Here is a 15,693-nt window from a genome sequence, read left to right as displayed (position 1 = left end):
TGCTTGTTTGGTGGTTCCGTGATTCGAGGGGGTACTGAGAGGTTATAAGGACTTATTCTATAAAGGAGAGTGTAATGCCTAGTATGAAAGTGATACCTAGCGATCAAACTCTTGGTGTTAAAGTCGAAGGGATGGATTTGTCCAAGACATTGAGCCAGGAAGAGTTCGATGTTGTCCTGAAATTGCTTGGCGATTATGGGGTCGTATGTTTTTCACGGCAGAAACTGGATGCCGTATCGCTTAAGCACTTCAGCAGCCGCTTCGGCAGCCTGGAGATCAACGTGGCCAATAGCTTCCAGGAGCCGGCGCATCCGGAAGTGATGATTCTTTCCAACATCGTGGAGAATGGAAAGCCCATTGGCATCGCCGATGCAGGACAGGATTGGCATACCGATATGTCCTACAGCAGCACAATAGCCTTTGCCAACGTGCTTTACGCCATCAAGGTGCCTCGCCGGAACGGGCAGGCCCTGGGGTGCACCAGTTTCCTCAACATGCACGCGGCCTATGACGATCTGCCCGGGGACGTGCGTGAGAAGTTGAAGGATGCTACGGCCGTTCACGATTTCAACAAATTTTGGGAGATGATGAGACGGGAAAAGGGCAGCACTCGCCCTCCGCTGACGCCGGAGCAGCGGAAGGCCAAGCCGCCGGTGTCCCATCCCGTATTCCTCACCCATCCGATCACGGGGAAAAAGGTGTTGTACGCCAATCCCGGCTATACCGTAAAGATCAACGGATGGCCGGAGAAGGAGAGCGAGGAAATGCTGGAATTCCTCTTCGCTCACCAGCTCAATCCCAAGTACCAGTACACCCATGTGTGGAACGAGAACGACGTATTGATGTGGGAAAACATTGGAACGCTGCACAATGCCGTGGCCGATTATGGCCCGGATGAGCCCAGGCTGATAAAGCGCTGTCAGGTGATGGCCGACTGGATTTTCGACTCGCCCCAAGCCAAGGCCGTGGGTGCGGACAGGATGCCGAGGTAAGCGGCGTAAGCGTCGAATCAAGCACCAGGGAGAAGTGCATGTTCTATGAGCCTCAGGCGGGGCATGGTTTGCCCCACGACCCGTTCAAAGCCATCGTCGCGCCCCGGCCGATCGGCTGGATATCCACCGTGAACGAGGAGGGGCAGCCCAACCTGGCGCCCTACAGCTTCTTCAACGCGCTATCGAGCCACCCGCCCATGGTCGGTTTCAGCAGCGAGGGCATGAAGGATACCCCGCGCAACGCCAGGATCACGCGGGAGTTCGTCTTCAATCTTGCCACTCTGCCTTTGGCCCGGGCGATGAACGACAGCGCCGCTACTCTTCCCCATGGTGAGAGCGAATTCGAGTTCGCGGGACTCGATTTCATACCCTCCGACAGCGTGCGCCCGCCGAGGGTTGCCGGTTCCCCGGCGGCGCTTGAGTGCCGCGTGGTGGATTGCATCGAACTCCACGACTTGGAGGGAAGGGCGTTGGATCGACATCTGATCGTTGGACAAGTGGTGGGCGTCCATATCGATGATGCTTTCTTGTGCGAGGGAAGGTTTGATACCGCTGCGGCGCAAGCTCTGGCACGTTGCGGCTACAGAGATTACGTGGCCGTGCGGGAAGTGTTCGAGCTACTCAGGCCGGGTGAATGATCCCAAGACCAAGATGCGAGAGCGAGGCCGAGATGCTGCCACAACCGGAAAAGCTTGCCCTTACCCTGTTCCGCCGCCTGGATGTGTTCATCGCCGTTGCGGAGACCTTGAGCTTCCGTCGCGCCGGGGAGATCGTCGGGCGCTCTCAGCCGGCGGTGACCGCGCATATCAACCAGATGGAGGAGTCGTTGGGTGTCAAGCTGTTCATTCGCTCCACCCGACAAGTACGTTTGACCACGGCGGGAGCCGAACTGCTAGAGCGGGGCAAGCGGCTGATGGCGGAGTCGGAGCGCCTGGTGCGCGACATCCATGCCCATGCCGGCCTGTTGACAGGGCAGGTGGTGGCATCCTTTTCCCCGACCATCGCAGTCAGCCTGGTGCCCAGAGTGCTGGCGGAATTTGAGGTGGAGCATCCTGGTATCCGCGTGATGTTGAGGGAGGATCTGGCGCCACAGATGTTCGAGTCCATCCGTAACGGCAACGTGGATTTTGGCATAGGCCCTTATCGCCCGGTCATCGATGAGCTGAGCTTCGATCCCATCTTCGATCAGGAGTTCTCCCTGATCGTGCGCATGGATCATCCCATCGCCATTCGGGGCTTCGCGCGCCTGAAGGATCTGGCGAACCTCAACGTGATCTGTTCGGCCGAGGGAACAACGGCGCGGGCGGTACTGGAGGACGCCATCCGGGCGGAGGGGATCTCAATTTATCCCAAGTACGAGGCGGTACATTACCCGACCCTATATGCCCTGGCGGCGGCGGGATTCGGAGGCGCGGTGATGCCGGCGGTGGACCTCGGCATGTTGAGCGCGATGGGGCTGACTGCCGTGCCATTCCGGGGCAAGCGCCTGGCACGCACGATCGGCAAGGTCACGCGACGAGGCGAGGCTCTCGCTCCGGGGCCGAAGGCGTTTCTGCGATTACTGATGGCGGTGGTGGAGCGGGAGAGCAGGAACTTGGGCATTTCTTGATGGTTATTGCTTCGGAGGGGGAAATGTCTTCCAAACCGATACTGCTGGTCACCGGAGGCGGGCGTGGAATCGGCCGTGCCGTGTGCCGCCTGGGGGCGGAGCGGGGCTATGCGGTGATCTTTTCCTATCACAGCGATGCCTGTGCCGCGAACTCCCTGGTCGAGGAAATCGAGGCCATGGGCGGCTCGGCGCTGGCACTGTGCGTCGATATGGCGGAGAGCAACGCGGCATCGAGGCTGTTCGCACTCGTCGATGAGCAGCGCGGTGAACTGTCCGGTGTGGTGAACAATGCCGGCATCACTGGGGCGCGAGGAGACTTCATGAGCTGCGACCCCGGCACCGTTCGCCAGGTATTCGACGTCAACGTGTTCGGCCTGATGGAATGCTGCAGACAGGCGGTGTCGCGTCTCTCCACCCAGCACGGCGGCAAGGGCGGCGGCATCGTCAACCTTTCGTCGGGAGCGGCGGGGCATGGCGCGGCGCACTCCTATGTGTGGTACGCAGCCTCAAAGGCCGCCGTCGAGGCCTTCACCCTGGGTCTGGCGCGAGAGGTCGGCGCAGAAGGCATCCGGGTCAATGCTGTCTCGCCGGGCGTTACCGATACCGACATTCACGCGCATTCCGACCGGGATGCGCTGATCGAGACGATTCCGCTGCGGCGCATGGCCAGGCCGGAGGAGATCGCCGAAGCGGTGATGTGGCTGGTATCCGGTGCCGCCTCCTATGTGGCGGGCAGTGTATTGCGCGTGGGTGGAGGACGTTAGTCGTCGAGTGCGGCGGGAACGAATCGGGGCAGGCGGATCGAATCAGGAGAGAAACATGCACTATTACGCAGTTGGCGATAGTGGTGGGCTCATTCGGTACCAGGCGGAGGCACCCCGCCCGGGGCCTGGCCAGGTGCTGGTCAGGATGCATGCCGCGGCGTTGAACCACCGCGATCTTCTGGTCGCATCGGGGCGCTATGCCCTGGGCAAGACCCCCGAGAACCTGGTGCCTCTATCCGATGGCGCGGGGGAGGTGGTAGAGGTGGGCGACGACGTGACCAGAGTGTCCCCCGGAGATCGCGTGGCGGCGACTTTCGTCCAGCAGTGGATCGCGGGGGAGTATGAGGAGTCTTATGCCGGCTCCGCGCTGGGGGGAGGGTGCCACGGCGTGTTGCGGGAGTACGCCGTGTTCGACCAGCACGGACTGGTGGAGCTGCCGTCTCATCTCTCTTTCCAGGAAGGCTGCACGCTACCCTGTGCCGGCGTCACCGCCTGGAATGCTCTCTTTGGCAACCGGCCGATCCAGCCGGGCGATGCGGTGCTGATCCTTGGCACCGGGGGCGTCTCCCTGTTCGCTCTGCAGTTCGCCAAGCTGGCGGGGGCACGTGTCGTGGCGACGAGCTCCAGCGAGGAGAAGCTGGCCACTCTCGACAGGCTGGGAGCGAATGACACTATCAATTACTCCACGCACCGGGAATGGCACGAGCGGGTCCTGGAGTTGACCGGCGGCACCGGGGTCGATCACGTAGTGGAGGTCGTGGGGGGCGAAAACGTGGGGCGTTCGATAGAGGCGACCCGCAATGGGGGCATGGTGCATCTGATCGGCGCCCAGGCCAAGGGCCTGATCGACCCCACGCGGGCACGCCGACGAAACGTGACACTGCGTGGCCTTTATGTCGGTTCTCGGACACATTTCGAGGCCATGAACCGGGCCATTGACTGGCATGGCATCCGCCCCGTCATGGACAGGACCTACGAATTCCGGGAGGCGGAAAGGGCCTACGAGCACCTGAGGACCGGACACCATGTGGGAAAAGTGGTGATTTCCTTTCCGTGATGACTGGGGATTCCTATGAAAGCGGCTTATTTTGAGCAAACGGGAGGACCGGAGGTCCTGCGGTATGGCGACCTTGTAAGCCCCCTGGCTGGGCCAGGAGAGCTACTCGTCGATGTGCACGCCGCCAGTGTCAACGGCGTGGACTGGCGGATACGCGCGGGGAAATACAAGGAAATACGCGACTATCCCTATGTGCTGGGGCGCGATTTCTCCGGGGTCGTGGAGGCCGTCGGGGCCGGAGTCGACGAGCGCTTGATCGGCTTCCCCGTGTTTGGCGTGTGCGAAACGGCCGATGATGGCGCTTATGCGGAAAAGGTTGCCATCAATCGCAGGAACGTGACCTTGAAGCCTGATTGGCTGACGCACGAGGAGGCGGCCGCAATGGCTCTCATCGGGTTGACGGCCATCGTCAGCATCGAAGAGACGCTGGCGCTGCGGAGCGGGGAGAAGATACTCATTCAGGGCGGGGCGGGTGGCGTGGGCAGTATCGCCATCCAGCTGGCCAAGCACCTGGGAGCGTATGTCATTACCACGGCCAGCTCATCCAATCATGCCTATCTGAAAGCGCTGGGTGCCGATGAGGTGATCGACTACCGAAGCCAGGATTTTTCCTCATGCGTGAGCGAGTGCGATGCCGTTCTGGATACCGTGGGAGGAGACGTGGCCGGGCGCTCTTTCTCCGTGCTGAAGCCGGGGGGGAGGGCAGCCTTCATCGCTTCCGGTCCTACAGCACCAGAGCCTGGACGGGATGATGTGATTTCACTGAGGCCGCAGGTGGCGAGGGACACCAAGCATTTGCAGCGCATATTGCATCTGGTTGAGGTCGGAGCGGTCAAGATTCCCGAGATTACCGTTTATCGACTGGAGGAGGCCGCCAGGGCGCATGAAGTGAGCGAATCCCGCCATTTGCGGGGAAAACTGGTTCTGCGCGTGAGATGAATGATGAAGAAACGGTTTTTCGATTCTTGGCCACGAGTGGTTTTGAGGTTTTCCATGTTTGACTCCCGAAGGATTCATAGTATCGAGGGGCTGAGGCAAGCCGCTCAGCGTCGCTTGCCTAAGGCAATATTCGACTTTTTCGATGGAGGAGCCGAAGACGAGCTGACTCTGGCCGATAATCGCTCGGCCTTTGGCAGGGTCAAGCTTGCGCCAAGGTGTCTGGTAAACGTTGCCGAGGTGGGGCTCGACACCGACATCGTGGGTGGACGCTCTGCGTTGCCACTGGTGGTGGCTCCCACCGGAGCCGTGGGCTTCGGCCGGCATGGTGGCGATGTCGATATCGCACGGGCCGCCGTCGAAGCGGGGGTGCCTTACACACTTTCCACTTCCGCCACCGCTTCCATCGAGCAGATCGCCGATGCTGCATCCGGGAGGTTGTGGTTTCAAGCTTATATCCTCAAGGACAAGGAACTGCTGAGTTCGCTGATATTCCGGGCCAAGAGCGCTGGCTACGAGGCTTTGATGATTACGGTGGACCTGCCGGTGGGAGGGAAGCGTGAGCGGGATTTCCGCAATCACCTGTCGTTTCCCTTTCGCTACACATCACGGAACTTGCTCGACTTTGCCAGCCGTCCCGTTTGGGCGATGAGAATGCTGCGCTACGGGGTACCGGTGATGGAGAATCTCAAAGGTCTGGAGGCTCCTTCCGCCAGTACCACGAAACTCGCCTCATCGGTGGGCAGGAGTTACGACCCCTCTTTCGACTGGGATTCCCTGAAAAGCTTGCGTGACGAGTGGCCGCATAAGCTGATCGTCAAGGGTGTCATGCGGGCGGATGATGCCGCTCGCTTGGCTGCCATGGGTTGCGATGGAATAGTGGTATCCAACCATGGGGGGCGCCAACTGGATGGCGCGGCCGCAACCCTGGATATATTGCCGGGGGTGGTGAGTGCCGTCGAGGGAAGAGTCCCCGTTCTGGTGGATGGTGGAGTGCGCCGTGGAGTTGATATCCTCAAAGCCCGGGCTCTGGGGGCTCAAGGGGTATTGGCAGGGCGCGCTACGTTATGGGGAGCGGTTGCCGATGGGCAGCGTGGAGCCGCACAGGCCTTGGCTATACTGCGGGATGAACTCCAGCGCAGCATGCAACTGTGCGGGGTGCGCAGCGTCGACGAGATTTCGCGGGAGCTTTTGTTCGAGCGCCAGGAGCCGGACGGTGCCGAATATGGCCTCGGCGGTAGAGTGCCGGTTCCTGGCTTGTGACCTGCCGTTAGGCCTAGGGAGCGTTAGCATAGACCGCGAGCGACATGGATGTCGCGAGTCAAAAAGACGGAGTTTACACGGTGTAAATGAGTTACTTTGGTCGGACTCGCGCATGAGACGATTTAACGGACTCTTCGTCGTTGGGTGTGGAATTCGCCCCCTGAGCTGGGTCAGGATATGACCTCCACATGAACAGGAGGCATGGCATGGATGGCACCCAGGTTCTGACCCTCGGCCTGGGCCTGCAAGCGCCCTGGATCCTCAAGGACCAGCACCTGGATACCTCCCCGTGTCGCCCCACCGCCTGGATCTCTATGTTGAGGCCGAGCGAGGCAGCCTCTACCCATGCCCGGAGTGCGGCAAGGCCTGCCCGGCCCATGACTTCGCCGACAAGACCTGGCGGCATCTGAGGCAAGTCTGTGTTGCGATGATGATCATGCCGGCTGGTTGTTGGTCAGCGAGGAGTCACAATGCGCTGGGCCTGCTCACCCAGCCCTTCAATCCCCAGTCGCATCATATTCCCTTCCCGCAGATATACCTGGGGTGACTGGCCCATGCCGACACCTGCCGGGGTACCGGTGGCGATGATGTCGCCGGGCATCAATGTCATGAACTGGCTGATATAACTCACCAGGTAGGGCACCTTGAAGATCATGTTCGCTGTCGTCCCATCCTGGTACCGCTTGCCATCGACCTCGAGCCAGAGATGCAGATTGTTGGGTTCTGGCACTTCGTCACGGGTCACCAGGTAGGGGCCCACGGGGCCGAAGGTATCCGCCGACTTGCCCTTGACCCATTGGCCAGAACGTTCTAACTGGAAGGTACGCTCGGAAAGGTCATTGAGCACGCAGTAGCCGGCGATATGATCGATGGCATCCTGCTCGGAGACATATTTCGTCTCGCTGCCGATGACGATCCCCAGTTCCACTTCCCAGTCACTCTTTTCGGAACGACGTGGTAGGACCACATCATCATTCGGCCCAACGATGGCGCTGGTGGCCTTCATGAACAGGATCGGTTCGGGTGGGGGCGTCATGCCCGACTCCTCGGCGTGGTCCGAATAGTTCAGGCCCACGCACAGATACTTGCCGGTGCCGGATACGCAGGGCCCCAGGCGCTGAGTACCTTCGACAATGGGCAAACTCGCTGGGTCAAGCTGCCCGAGCCGCTGGAGTACCTCGTCCGATAGGTTGGCGGGGGTGATGTCATCGATGATGCCTGACAGGTCTCGAATCGTGTTGTCGGCGTCCAGCAACCCGGGCTTTTCGCTACCGAGCTGGCCAAAGCGTAGCAGTCGCATGGCTTCCTCCTGAGGTTCATATCTGAGTTAAGGACACACGGGTGGCCATGACGGCATGGACTTGCCCAGGTGCTTGTTGACAGGGCCCGCCAGCGCTGCTGGCGGGCCAAGATTCATGCCGGACGGGTCTCGCCTTTTACTTGGGTGCGGTGCATGATGCGGCGCGAACAGTCGTCGAAGGCGTCGCGGCGATGCATGGTGCAGCGGTTATCCCAGAGAATCAGGTCACCTACCCGCCACACATGGTCCCAACGGAAATCGGGCTTTATCGCATGTGCCCATAACTGGTCGAGCAATGCTTCACTCTCCTCGACACCCAAGTCTTCGATGTGGGCATTGCCCCTTCGGCCGAGATACAGGCACTTCCTGCCGGTCTTGGGGTGGGAGCACATCAAGGGGTGGTAGGTGCCGGGGATCTTGCGCGGATCGGGTTCATTGGCGTACGCCTCGAATCCCTTGCGTACTTCGCCGGCACTGTTTCTGCTGATGTCGTGCTTGCAGCGCTTGCCGGTGATGGCCTGTTTCAGGTGATCCGGCAGTGCCTCATAGGCAGAATACATATTCAGGAAGCTGGTATTGCCACCCTCCTCGGGCACTTCCAGTGAATAGAGGCAGCTCATCTTGGGCGGCATCTCTACATAGGACATGTCAGTATGCCACTCGGCTTCGGCATTGCCGAGGCTGCCGATGGGATGGCCGCCCTCCTTCACATTGGAGATCACCACGATCTCGGGATGCTCGGGGATTTCACGCTTGCCGGAGCTCGAGATCGGCGCCAGATCAAGATCGCCGAAATGCTTACTGAACCGGATCAGGTCCGCATCGGAGAGTGACTGGTTACGAATGCGTAGCACGAGGTTCTGGTGCCAGGCATCGACAATGGTCGCCACCTGTTCATCGGTAAGCGGTCGAGAAAGGTCGACGCCGGTGATGTCCGCTCCAAGAGCAGCACCCGAGGGGGTCACGATCACAGTGTTCATCGTTGTCATAGGACACCTTTTAGTAGCGGGTTAGCTTTCGAGTTATGGAAACTCGCGAGTTTCAATGGATAAGGAAAGCAGTCGCTGTTCATCGACGGCTACTGTTCGTGGGTTCGGCAGCTCGAGGCTGTCCTGGTTCATTGACAGCGGTGTATCGAGTAGGCTGCTGGTTGTCTTCAGAAAGCCGTTCATCTCGGCAGCCGTGTCGAGACCCAACTGCCCATAACAGACCGCCTCGTGAAAGCAGCCCAGATCACTCGCGACACCATTGCCGACGACCACATTGAGTCCGAGAGACCGGCAAAGCGCGACCTGGTCAGCCAGGCCGCGGGGGCCGCCTGACTTGCTCATCTTGAGCTTGACGGCTGTTACTCCATCGAAGGTGGCGGCACGGCGGATGTCCGAGTCGTCGTAGATCGATTCATCGAGCATCAGCGGGAGCAGTTTCAGGCGCCCAATGGCTTCCAACTGGTCCCAGCGGTCGGCGGGCACCGGTTGTTCGAACACCTCCACAGCATCTGCGGGAACACGCCGGGCGAAGCCGATGGCATCCTCCAGGCTGTATCCTTGGTTGGCATCTAGGCGCAGTTGTGCCTCGCCCGCCACCGCTTCGGCAATGCGACAGACTCGCTCGGAGTCTTCACGCGGATCGTAGCCGACCTTGACCTTGAGGGTGGTATAGCCGCGATCCAGGAGCTGGAGGGCCGCATCGGGGGCCACCTGCTTGTCAAGGGTATTCACCGTGCCCAGCAGCCTCACCGATGGAGGGTCGTCACGGTGCAACAGTGGACTCCTGGTGAGGTCGGACAACCCTTCGTGGATCGCTGATACCACGAATGGATATTTCGCCAGTGAGGCATCGAGTAGCGCATGCCACCTCCTGGGGTGAGCGCCGACGATTCTGGGGAGTTGTTCGCCTATCCAGCGCCATGCCTGTTCCGGTGTTTCTGGAGAGTAACCGGTTACGGGGCAGGCTTCCCCCCAGCCGACACGACCTTCACCATCGACGAGCTGGATCACCATGACATCGAAACTTTCGAGCCGGCAGAGTGCGTTTTCGTAGGGCACCTTGAGGGGTACCCGTAACCAGTATGCTCGTGCAGCCCGCACATCTCGTGCGCTTTCATACTCGCCTCCCTGTATCGCTGTCATCGTTTCTCCTCTCCTGGGCAGGACCCGGATGAATTCCTGTTCGGACACATCGCACTGGAGCCGGATGGAAACAGACCGTCCATGGATGCGGCGATGCGCAGTTTTTCACAGTTTAAAAATCCTATCGCTGATAGTCAACTTTGTCGATAAAATTGTTTTTATCGATAATGCTTCCGAAGCTTCATGCTGAATCAGTCTCCACCCGCAGTGTTCTTTTTAATCCTTATAAAACAATTAATTGTCGTTGATCGTCTCGCCTCATGAAGCTGGTCTTCTAAGCGAAACGCGAGACTCATGGCGAAATAGTCTACTAGACAGGCTTGAAAATTTGTCGAGTTGATGCAATATTATCGATAGATTAATGCTACCGAGAAGGTTTGACTGGCTCATGGGCTCAATCAGCACCCTGACACAGACAGCGGTCACGCTTACCGACCAAGCTTATGCCGCACTGCGTATGGACATCCTCAATGGCAAGCTCAAGCCAGGCTTCAAGCTGCGTGTCGAGCACCTGAAAGGCCTTTATGGCACAGGGGCAAGCCCGATTCGTGAGGCGCTGTCTCGCCTTACTGGAGACGGGCTGGTGCATGCGGAGGGGCGCCGCGGGTTTCGTGTGGGCAGGGTGTCGCGTTCCGAACTGTTCGATATCACGAAAATGCGCACCCTGCTCGAATGTCATGCCCTCAAGGAGTCAATCGATAAGGGTGACGATGCCTGGGAGGCAGGCATCATGGCGGCTTTCTATCGGCTTTCGAAGCTGGATAGCCGCCTACTCCTGGCATCGCCTGGTGAGGAGTGGGAAGTGCGTCACAAGGAGTTTCATACGTCATTGGTGTCCGCTTGTGACTCGCGTTGGCTGCAGGCCCATCGTCAGAATCTGTTCGACCAGAGCGAGCGCTATCGTCGCATCGCGCTGTCGATGAAGAACAGCGACAGGCCAGTACCGGAGGAACATAAGGCTATCATGACCGCCACGCTAGCCCGTGACAGTGAAACGGCATGCACACTCATCGGCGAGCATTTCAATAGGACCGCAGAAGCGGTATCACGCACCGCACTGATTGAAGATTGATATAGCCTTGATGAGCTGATATCTGCGTTGGTGCTAAATTGGCTCCGTGAAGTAGTCTCTATAGAAACCACTAAAGAGCCCGGGGAGGAGGTTGGTAGAAACAGAACGAAAAAAGCAAATAAAATTAACAAATACAAAACCTTGAATCGGAGTACACCATGCTAAAACTCAATCAGCTCTTTGGAGCATCCGTGGTCGGGGCTACATCGCTGGCTCTGGTCTCCCCCGTCTTGGCCGATTTTCCCGATCAGCCAATCAGAGTCGTACATACGTCAAGTCCCGGAGCTCCTGTTGACGTGATGATGAGAAACCTGGCTCAGCATATGGAAGCAATTGCTGGTGTGCCGGTTGTCGTAGAGGGCCGACCTGGGGGAAGTGGTCAGGTTGCAATGTCATACCTAAAGAGCCAGCCTGCTGATGGTTACACTATTCATACAGATGGCACTGGCATAACCGCCATTCTTCAGCTTCCTGGCGCAGCTCATGACTGGCGGGACTTTACGCCTCTCTATCGTGTTCAACTTGACCCCTTTGCCTTGTACGTACAACGTGATGGTGCTTACTCAAGTCTAGACGATCTTCTTGAAGATATGCGTGAACGGGGAGGCCAGTTTCGAATTGGCGGTTTTGGCACTGGTTCCCCACACCAGTTAGCCACGTTAGCTATGGCTGATGAAGCAGGAGTAGACGTTCGTTGGGTGCAATACAGTAGTGGTGCCGATGCAGTGGCCGATGTGATGTCCGGCGATCTTGAGGCGGCCATGAGCAACATCGCCATTTACGGACGTTTCAAGGATCGCACCCAGGTTCTAGCGCACACTTCCGAAGAGCGCCTTGATGCCTATCCAGATATTCCGACCTTTGCCGATGAGGGGATTGATCTAACGCGTTATCACTGGCGTGGAAACTTTGTGCATGGAGATACCCCGGACGAGATCGTCGATGCTCTCTACGACATCATGGATCAAGCCGTGCAGAGCGAAGGGTTCCAGGAATACCTTGAGGAGACATCCACGCTGTCAGGAAGAATGCCGCGAGAGGAGTTTACAGCCCTGCTAGAAGCCCAAGCGGAATCGGATCGAGAAGTTCTGATTCAACTCGGCATGATAGAAGATAACGAGTGAGGGCGCTGTGATGGTTCCGCTGGTCCACATCATCTATATCTGCCTCTTCGCGATGGGGGCTCTATTCATCTGGATGACGCAGGCATTTCCTAGGCCTTTGTCAGCCGATGATATAGGCCCTGCCATGTTCCCCATATGGCTGGCCATCGTGATGATGACGCTGATCGTGGTGGATACCGTGATCTCTTGGGGGCGTGCCAAGAAGGTCCCTCTAGGTGATGTCGGGCTAGCGTTTCTGTTTGCCTTGGGCATGGGAAGTGCGGTGTGGGCATCGAGCCGCTTCGGTTTGTTCTACGTCCTGCCGGTAGCGCTCTATACCGGCTTGTGGGTCATCGGCTCACGGCGCCTGGTGGTCAACGGTATCTTTAGCCTGGCCATGTCGGTCGTGCTATGGGCACTGTTTGACCAACTCCTCAGCATCCCACTTTCTCGCCTCTGACAGGCGGGTCCAGCGGGGATATCTCCTCATCGGGAGGTTTCATGATAATTGACGGCTTAATGGCAGGTGCCGAAATCCTTGCACAGCCTACTATTCTGCTTGGGGTGCTGATTGGCGTGATGATCGGCATGTCCTTTGGCGTCACACCGGGCCTGGATGCCACTTCGGGAACTGCCCTGCTGGTTTCGGCCACCTTTGCCCTGCCCATGGAGGTCGCTATCGGTGCACTCCTCGGGCTCTACACGGCAGCCACCTATGCAGGGTCCATTACCGCCATCACCATCGGTGTACCCGGTACGCCGGCCTCTGCCGCCACCGTCCTTGACGGTTTTCCGATGTCCAAGGCTGGCAAGCTTGATCGTGCACTGAGCATCTCGATCACCGCATCTGTGATCGGAGGCATTTTCGGTACCGTAGCGCTCGTGTTTCTCGCCGTACCGCTAGCAGAATTCGCCCTCAATTTCGGCGCCCCAGAGTACTTTGCACTAGGGTTGCTGGGAGTGGCCATCATCGCCAGCCTGGTCCATGGGATGTTTCTCAGCGGGTTCATCCTGGCCATTTTCGGGCTTCTGATCACCACTATCGGCATTGACCCTTTCACAGGCTATCCGCGCTTTACTTTCGGGAACATGAACCTGATCGAAGGTGTACCCTACATTCCCGCGCTGGTGGGCCTTTTTGCAATCTCCGAGGCCCTGTCACTTATATCAGAAAAAACTGATCGAAATGCCACCGTTCACAAGCCAAAATTCTTTGCTTACTCGATGGGGTGGGGGTTGCTACGAAAGATCGGTCGTGCCACGGCCATTGGCTCGATCGTTGGTGCTATTCTGGGTGCCATTCCTGCCGCCGGTGCAGCAGCAGCCAACTGGATTGGCTACAATGAGGCACGGCGTTTCTCCCGCCATCCTGATGAGTTCGGCAAGGGATCGGAAGAGGGTCTGGCGGCGGCTGAGTCGAGTAACAATGGCACGGTGAGTTCAGCCCTTGTGCCGCTTCTGGCCTTCGGTATTCCCGGTTCCGCCACCGCGGCGGTGTTGCTTGGGGCGATGATGCTGCATGGTGTCACTCCAGGACCCAGCTTGTTCGTGGAGAACCCTGCGCTAGTCTACTTTATCTTCCTGGCGCTGGTAATTGCCAATATCTTCATGCTGGGCTTCGGTATCTTTGGCGTCAGTTTCTGGGTTCGCCTAGTGCAGTTACCCAAGCCATTCATTGTCATGACGATTCTCACTCTCTCCGTGGTGGGCGCCTTCAGTGTTCGCAACAATGTCTTCGATGTTTATGTGGCCATCGGGCTTGGTATCTTCGGCTTCCTGTTACGCCGGGCCGGCCTCTCCGTCGTGCCCATCGTTCTGGCCATCGTGCTGGGGGCTCTGATCGAGGAGAACTTCCGTCGCGGGTTGATTGCCTCCAACAGCGGTATGTGGGTCTTCGTCGAGCGCCCGATCACGGCGGTGATCCTGGCCATCACGGTAGTGACCTTCCTGGCTCCGCTGGTTCGTGCCGCCAGGGTACAGCTTGCCGGCCGTCGCACATCGAAAGCGGCGGGACAGAGATGATGAGTCTCACTCGGAGCGGAGCAACCGTGCCGAAAAGCGTTCAGCGGTATCGGTTTCGAGGATGGCGATGCTGCCGATGGCGCCGACATGGTCACCTGGATGCAGTGCCACGGCCTGCATGGTATCGAACAGTTGAGCCGGGGCCTCGGCTACCTTCTCGAGGAGGACCCGAATGCGCTGCCCAAGGTGATCTACCAGGACGGTGATTTGGCGGTGCTCGACGGTCAGGGGCATAGCGTACTACGCAGTATCAGCCTGGCCACCGAGCTCGGCTTCGCCTAGGCTCGCGCTCGCGGGCTCTCGGTAGTCAAGATCCGCCACTGCCACATGATCATGGGGTATCTCTCGCGGCTGGCCGGACGCGGCATGAACATTACTGCATACTGGCGCAATGCTCAGGATCCACTCACCGAGCAGGTAATCGGCTTCCGTGCGGGTCATGCCGCACCGGAGGTTCGCGTCTACTTGGTGCGTGAGGTGCCTGAAGAGAATGAGCCCAACGACGGCATCACTCTGGTGATGGCCGACCATGTGGAGCTATTGCCGTCAATTGGTGCTGATCATGACCTTGACTTGCTGGCCCACCACCCCCGGTCGCGAGCTGACGCTACCCCCAACAGCCTTGTTTTTTCCACCCTGCCGCACGGTTACTGGAGCAGGCTAATCCATCAGTCTATTATCTTAGATACCATCTCTCCTAACCAGTCACAAACAACCCATTAGGTGGTTTGCGACCGATATTCGGTTTGGGTCTTGAGGATGCCATAGGCGATGTGGATTAGCTTCCGCATCGCCGCCCCCAAGGCCGCCATTGTGCTCTTGCCGTTTCCTGTCAGCCGCCGGTAGAGCGCCGAGATATCTGGGTTTCGCCTCAGCCCTACGACGGCCGCCATGTACAGGCTCTGGCGCAGCTTCGGGTTGCCAGCTTTCGAAAGACGGGGCCGCATGCGCACGGAACTACCCGACTCCCAACTAACGGGCACAAGTCCCGCAAAAGCAGCAGCCTGCCGAGCGCTCTGGAACGCGCGGCTACGTAGCATCGCCAACAACCTGAGTGACACGGCGGGACCAACCCCCGGGATCGTTTGCAACAAGACCCGGTCCCGCTTTAAGCCAGGGTGCTGATCGAGATGATCATCGATCTGTTGCTGGAGGCGATCCCGCTCGCGCGTCAATGCCAGCAGGATGTCATCAATCGAGCGGAGAATATCGGTTGCCATGATGAACTCGGCTTTTTCCCGCCGGTTTCGCTCACGGTGAATGTCTTTGTCCATTGCATCGAGTCGCGCCGCCAGCGCCTTGAGCTTGCGCACTTCCTCAGGCTCTGGCTGCCAGCATTCAGGCTGTTGAGTTGCGCCATACCGTGCCAACACCACGCTGTCCTTCTTGTCCGTTTTGCCGCGTACCCCCAGGCTACGAGAGAAGTCACGTACCTGCGCAGGA

16 protein-coding genes and 2 pseudogenes are annotated in these 15,693 nt (G+C 58.8%); 14 read left to right on the top strand and 4 right to left on the bottom strand.

Annotation, left to right across the window (positions count from 1 at the left end; genetic code table 11):
- Nucleotides 1-83 precede the first annotated feature (83 nt).
- The 8 genes and pseudogenes from C1H69_RS19070 to C1H69_RS24650 form a co-directional block, all read left to right on the top strand.
- Entirely contained in the window at nt 84-992 is a 909-nt protein-coding gene (locus tag C1H69_RS19070) for a TauD/TfdA dioxygenase family protein (protein ID WP_102655007.1), read from the top strand.
- 38 nt (nt 993-1,030) lie between these two features.
- Nucleotides 1,031-1,630 (top strand): flavin reductase family protein, encoded by a 600-nt coding sequence (locus C1H69_RS19065; protein ID WP_102654975.1) that lies wholly within the window; start codon nt 1,031-1,033, stop codon nt 1,628-1,630.
- Nucleotides 1,631-1,662: 32 nt separating this feature from the next.
- A complete protein-coding gene (locus C1H69_RS19060) occupies nt 1,663-2,601 on the top strand; it encodes a LysR family transcriptional regulator (RefSeq protein WP_165789536.1) in 939 nt (312 codons plus the stop codon).
- 23 nt (nt 2,602-2,624) lie between these two features.
- Complete coding sequence (locus C1H69_RS19055; protein ID WP_102655006.1) at nt 2,625-3,365, top strand: SDR family oxidoreductase; 741 nt, start codon at nt 2,625-2,627, stop codon at nt 3,363-3,365.
- 55 nt (nt 3,366-3,420) lie between these two features.
- On the top strand, nt 3,421-4,422 hold the full coding sequence (locus tag C1H69_RS19050; protein WP_102654973.1) for a zinc-dependent alcohol dehydrogenase family protein: 1,002 nt from the start codon (nt 3,421-3,423) through the stop codon (nt 4,420-4,422).
- Between the two features lie 15 nt (nt 4,423-4,437).
- A complete protein-coding gene (locus C1H69_RS19045) occupies nt 4,438-5,361 on the top strand; it encodes an NADP-dependent oxidoreductase (protein WP_102654972.1) in 924 nt (307 codons plus the stop codon).
- Nucleotides 5,362-5,415: 54 nt separating this feature from the next.
- On the top strand, nt 5,416-6,621 hold the full coding sequence (locus C1H69_RS19040) for an alpha-hydroxy acid oxidase (protein WP_102655005.1): 1,206 nt from the start codon (nt 5,416-5,418) through the stop codon (nt 6,619-6,621).
- 206 nt (nt 6,622-6,827) lie between these two features.
- Nucleotides 6,828-7,030 (top strand): annotated as a pseudogene (locus C1H69_RS24650) (ISL3 family transposase); the annotation flags it as partial.
- A 45-nt stretch (nt 7,031-7,075) separates the two neighbouring features.
- Here the strand turns inward: C1H69_RS24650 and C1H69_RS19030 are convergent.
- The 3 genes from C1H69_RS19030 to C1H69_RS19020 form a co-directional block, all read right to left on the bottom strand.
- A complete protein-coding gene (locus C1H69_RS19030) occupies nt 7,076-7,921 on the bottom strand; it encodes a fumarylacetoacetate hydrolase family protein (RefSeq protein WP_102654970.1) in 846 nt (281 codons plus the stop codon).
- Nucleotides 7,922-8,034: 113 nt separating this feature from the next.
- Complete coding sequence (locus C1H69_RS19025) at nt 8,035-8,901, bottom strand: TauD/TfdA dioxygenase family protein (protein WP_205738550.1); 867 nt, start codon at nt 8,899-8,901, stop codon at nt 8,035-8,037.
- 42 nt (nt 8,902-8,943) lie between these two features.
- Nucleotides 8,944-10,053: a mandelate racemase/muconate lactonizing enzyme family protein gene (locus tag C1H69_RS19020; RefSeq protein ID WP_102654968.1), complete on the bottom strand. Its 1,110-nt coding sequence runs from the start codon at nt 10,051-10,053 to the stop codon at nt 8,944-8,946.
- A 388-nt stretch (nt 10,054-10,441) separates the two neighbouring features.
- Here C1H69_RS19020 and C1H69_RS19015 point away from each other — a divergent pair, with 388 nt between their 5' ends.
- The 6 genes and pseudogenes from C1H69_RS19015 to C1H69_RS24270 all read left to right on the top strand — a co-directional run bounded on the left by C1H69_RS19015 (nt 10,442) and on the right by C1H69_RS24270 (nt 14,973).
- Nucleotides 10,442-11,125: a GntR family transcriptional regulator gene (locus C1H69_RS19015; protein WP_102654967.1), complete on the top strand. Its 684-nt coding sequence runs from the start codon at nt 10,442-10,444 to the stop codon at nt 11,123-11,125.
- A 158-nt stretch (nt 11,126-11,283) separates the two neighbouring features.
- Nucleotides 11,284-12,249 carry a Bug family tripartite tricarboxylate transporter substrate binding protein gene (locus C1H69_RS19010; RefSeq protein WP_102654966.1) on the top strand — a complete coding sequence of 322 codons (966 nt, stop codon included), beginning with the start codon at nt 11,284-11,286 and terminating at the stop codon, nt 12,247-12,249.
- A 10-nt stretch (nt 12,250-12,259) separates the two neighbouring features.
- Nucleotides 12,260-12,688, top strand: a complete 429-nt coding sequence (locus C1H69_RS19005) for a tripartite tricarboxylate transporter TctB family protein (protein ID WP_102654965.1) — start codon at nt 12,260-12,262, stop codon at nt 12,686-12,688.
- Nucleotides 12,689-12,729: 41 nt separating this feature from the next.
- Complete coding sequence (locus tag C1H69_RS19000) at nt 12,730-14,250, top strand: tripartite tricarboxylate transporter permease (protein WP_102654964.1); 1,521 nt, start codon at nt 12,730-12,732, stop codon at nt 14,248-14,250.
- Between the two features lie 39 nt (nt 14,251-14,289).
- Nucleotides 14,290-14,532 (top strand): annotated as a pseudogene (locus C1H69_RS24275) (DUF3726 domain-containing protein); the annotation flags it as partial.
- Between the two features lie 45 nt (nt 14,533-14,577).
- The gene (locus tag C1H69_RS24270; protein ID WP_240610010.1) at nt 14,578-14,973 is read left to right on the top strand and encodes a hypothetical protein; all 396 of its coding nucleotides are present in this window, start codon (nt 14,578-14,580) and stop codon (nt 14,971-14,973) included.
- Here the strand turns inward: C1H69_RS24270 and C1H69_RS18990 are convergent.
- Nucleotides 14,970-15,693: transposase (locus C1H69_RS18990; protein WP_102651734.1), on the bottom strand; the 724-nt coding region annotated here is incomplete at its 5' end. The genes C1H69_RS24270 and C1H69_RS18990 overlap by 4 nt on opposite strands.

Source organism: Billgrantia endophytica (assembly GCF_002879615.1).
GTDB classification, from domain to species: Bacteria; Pseudomonadota; Gammaproteobacteria; order Pseudomonadales; family Halomonadaceae; genus Halomonas; species Halomonas endophytica.
Note: the sequence above shows the minus strand (reverse complement) of the source record. Positions and strands in the feature narration are given on the sequence as shown.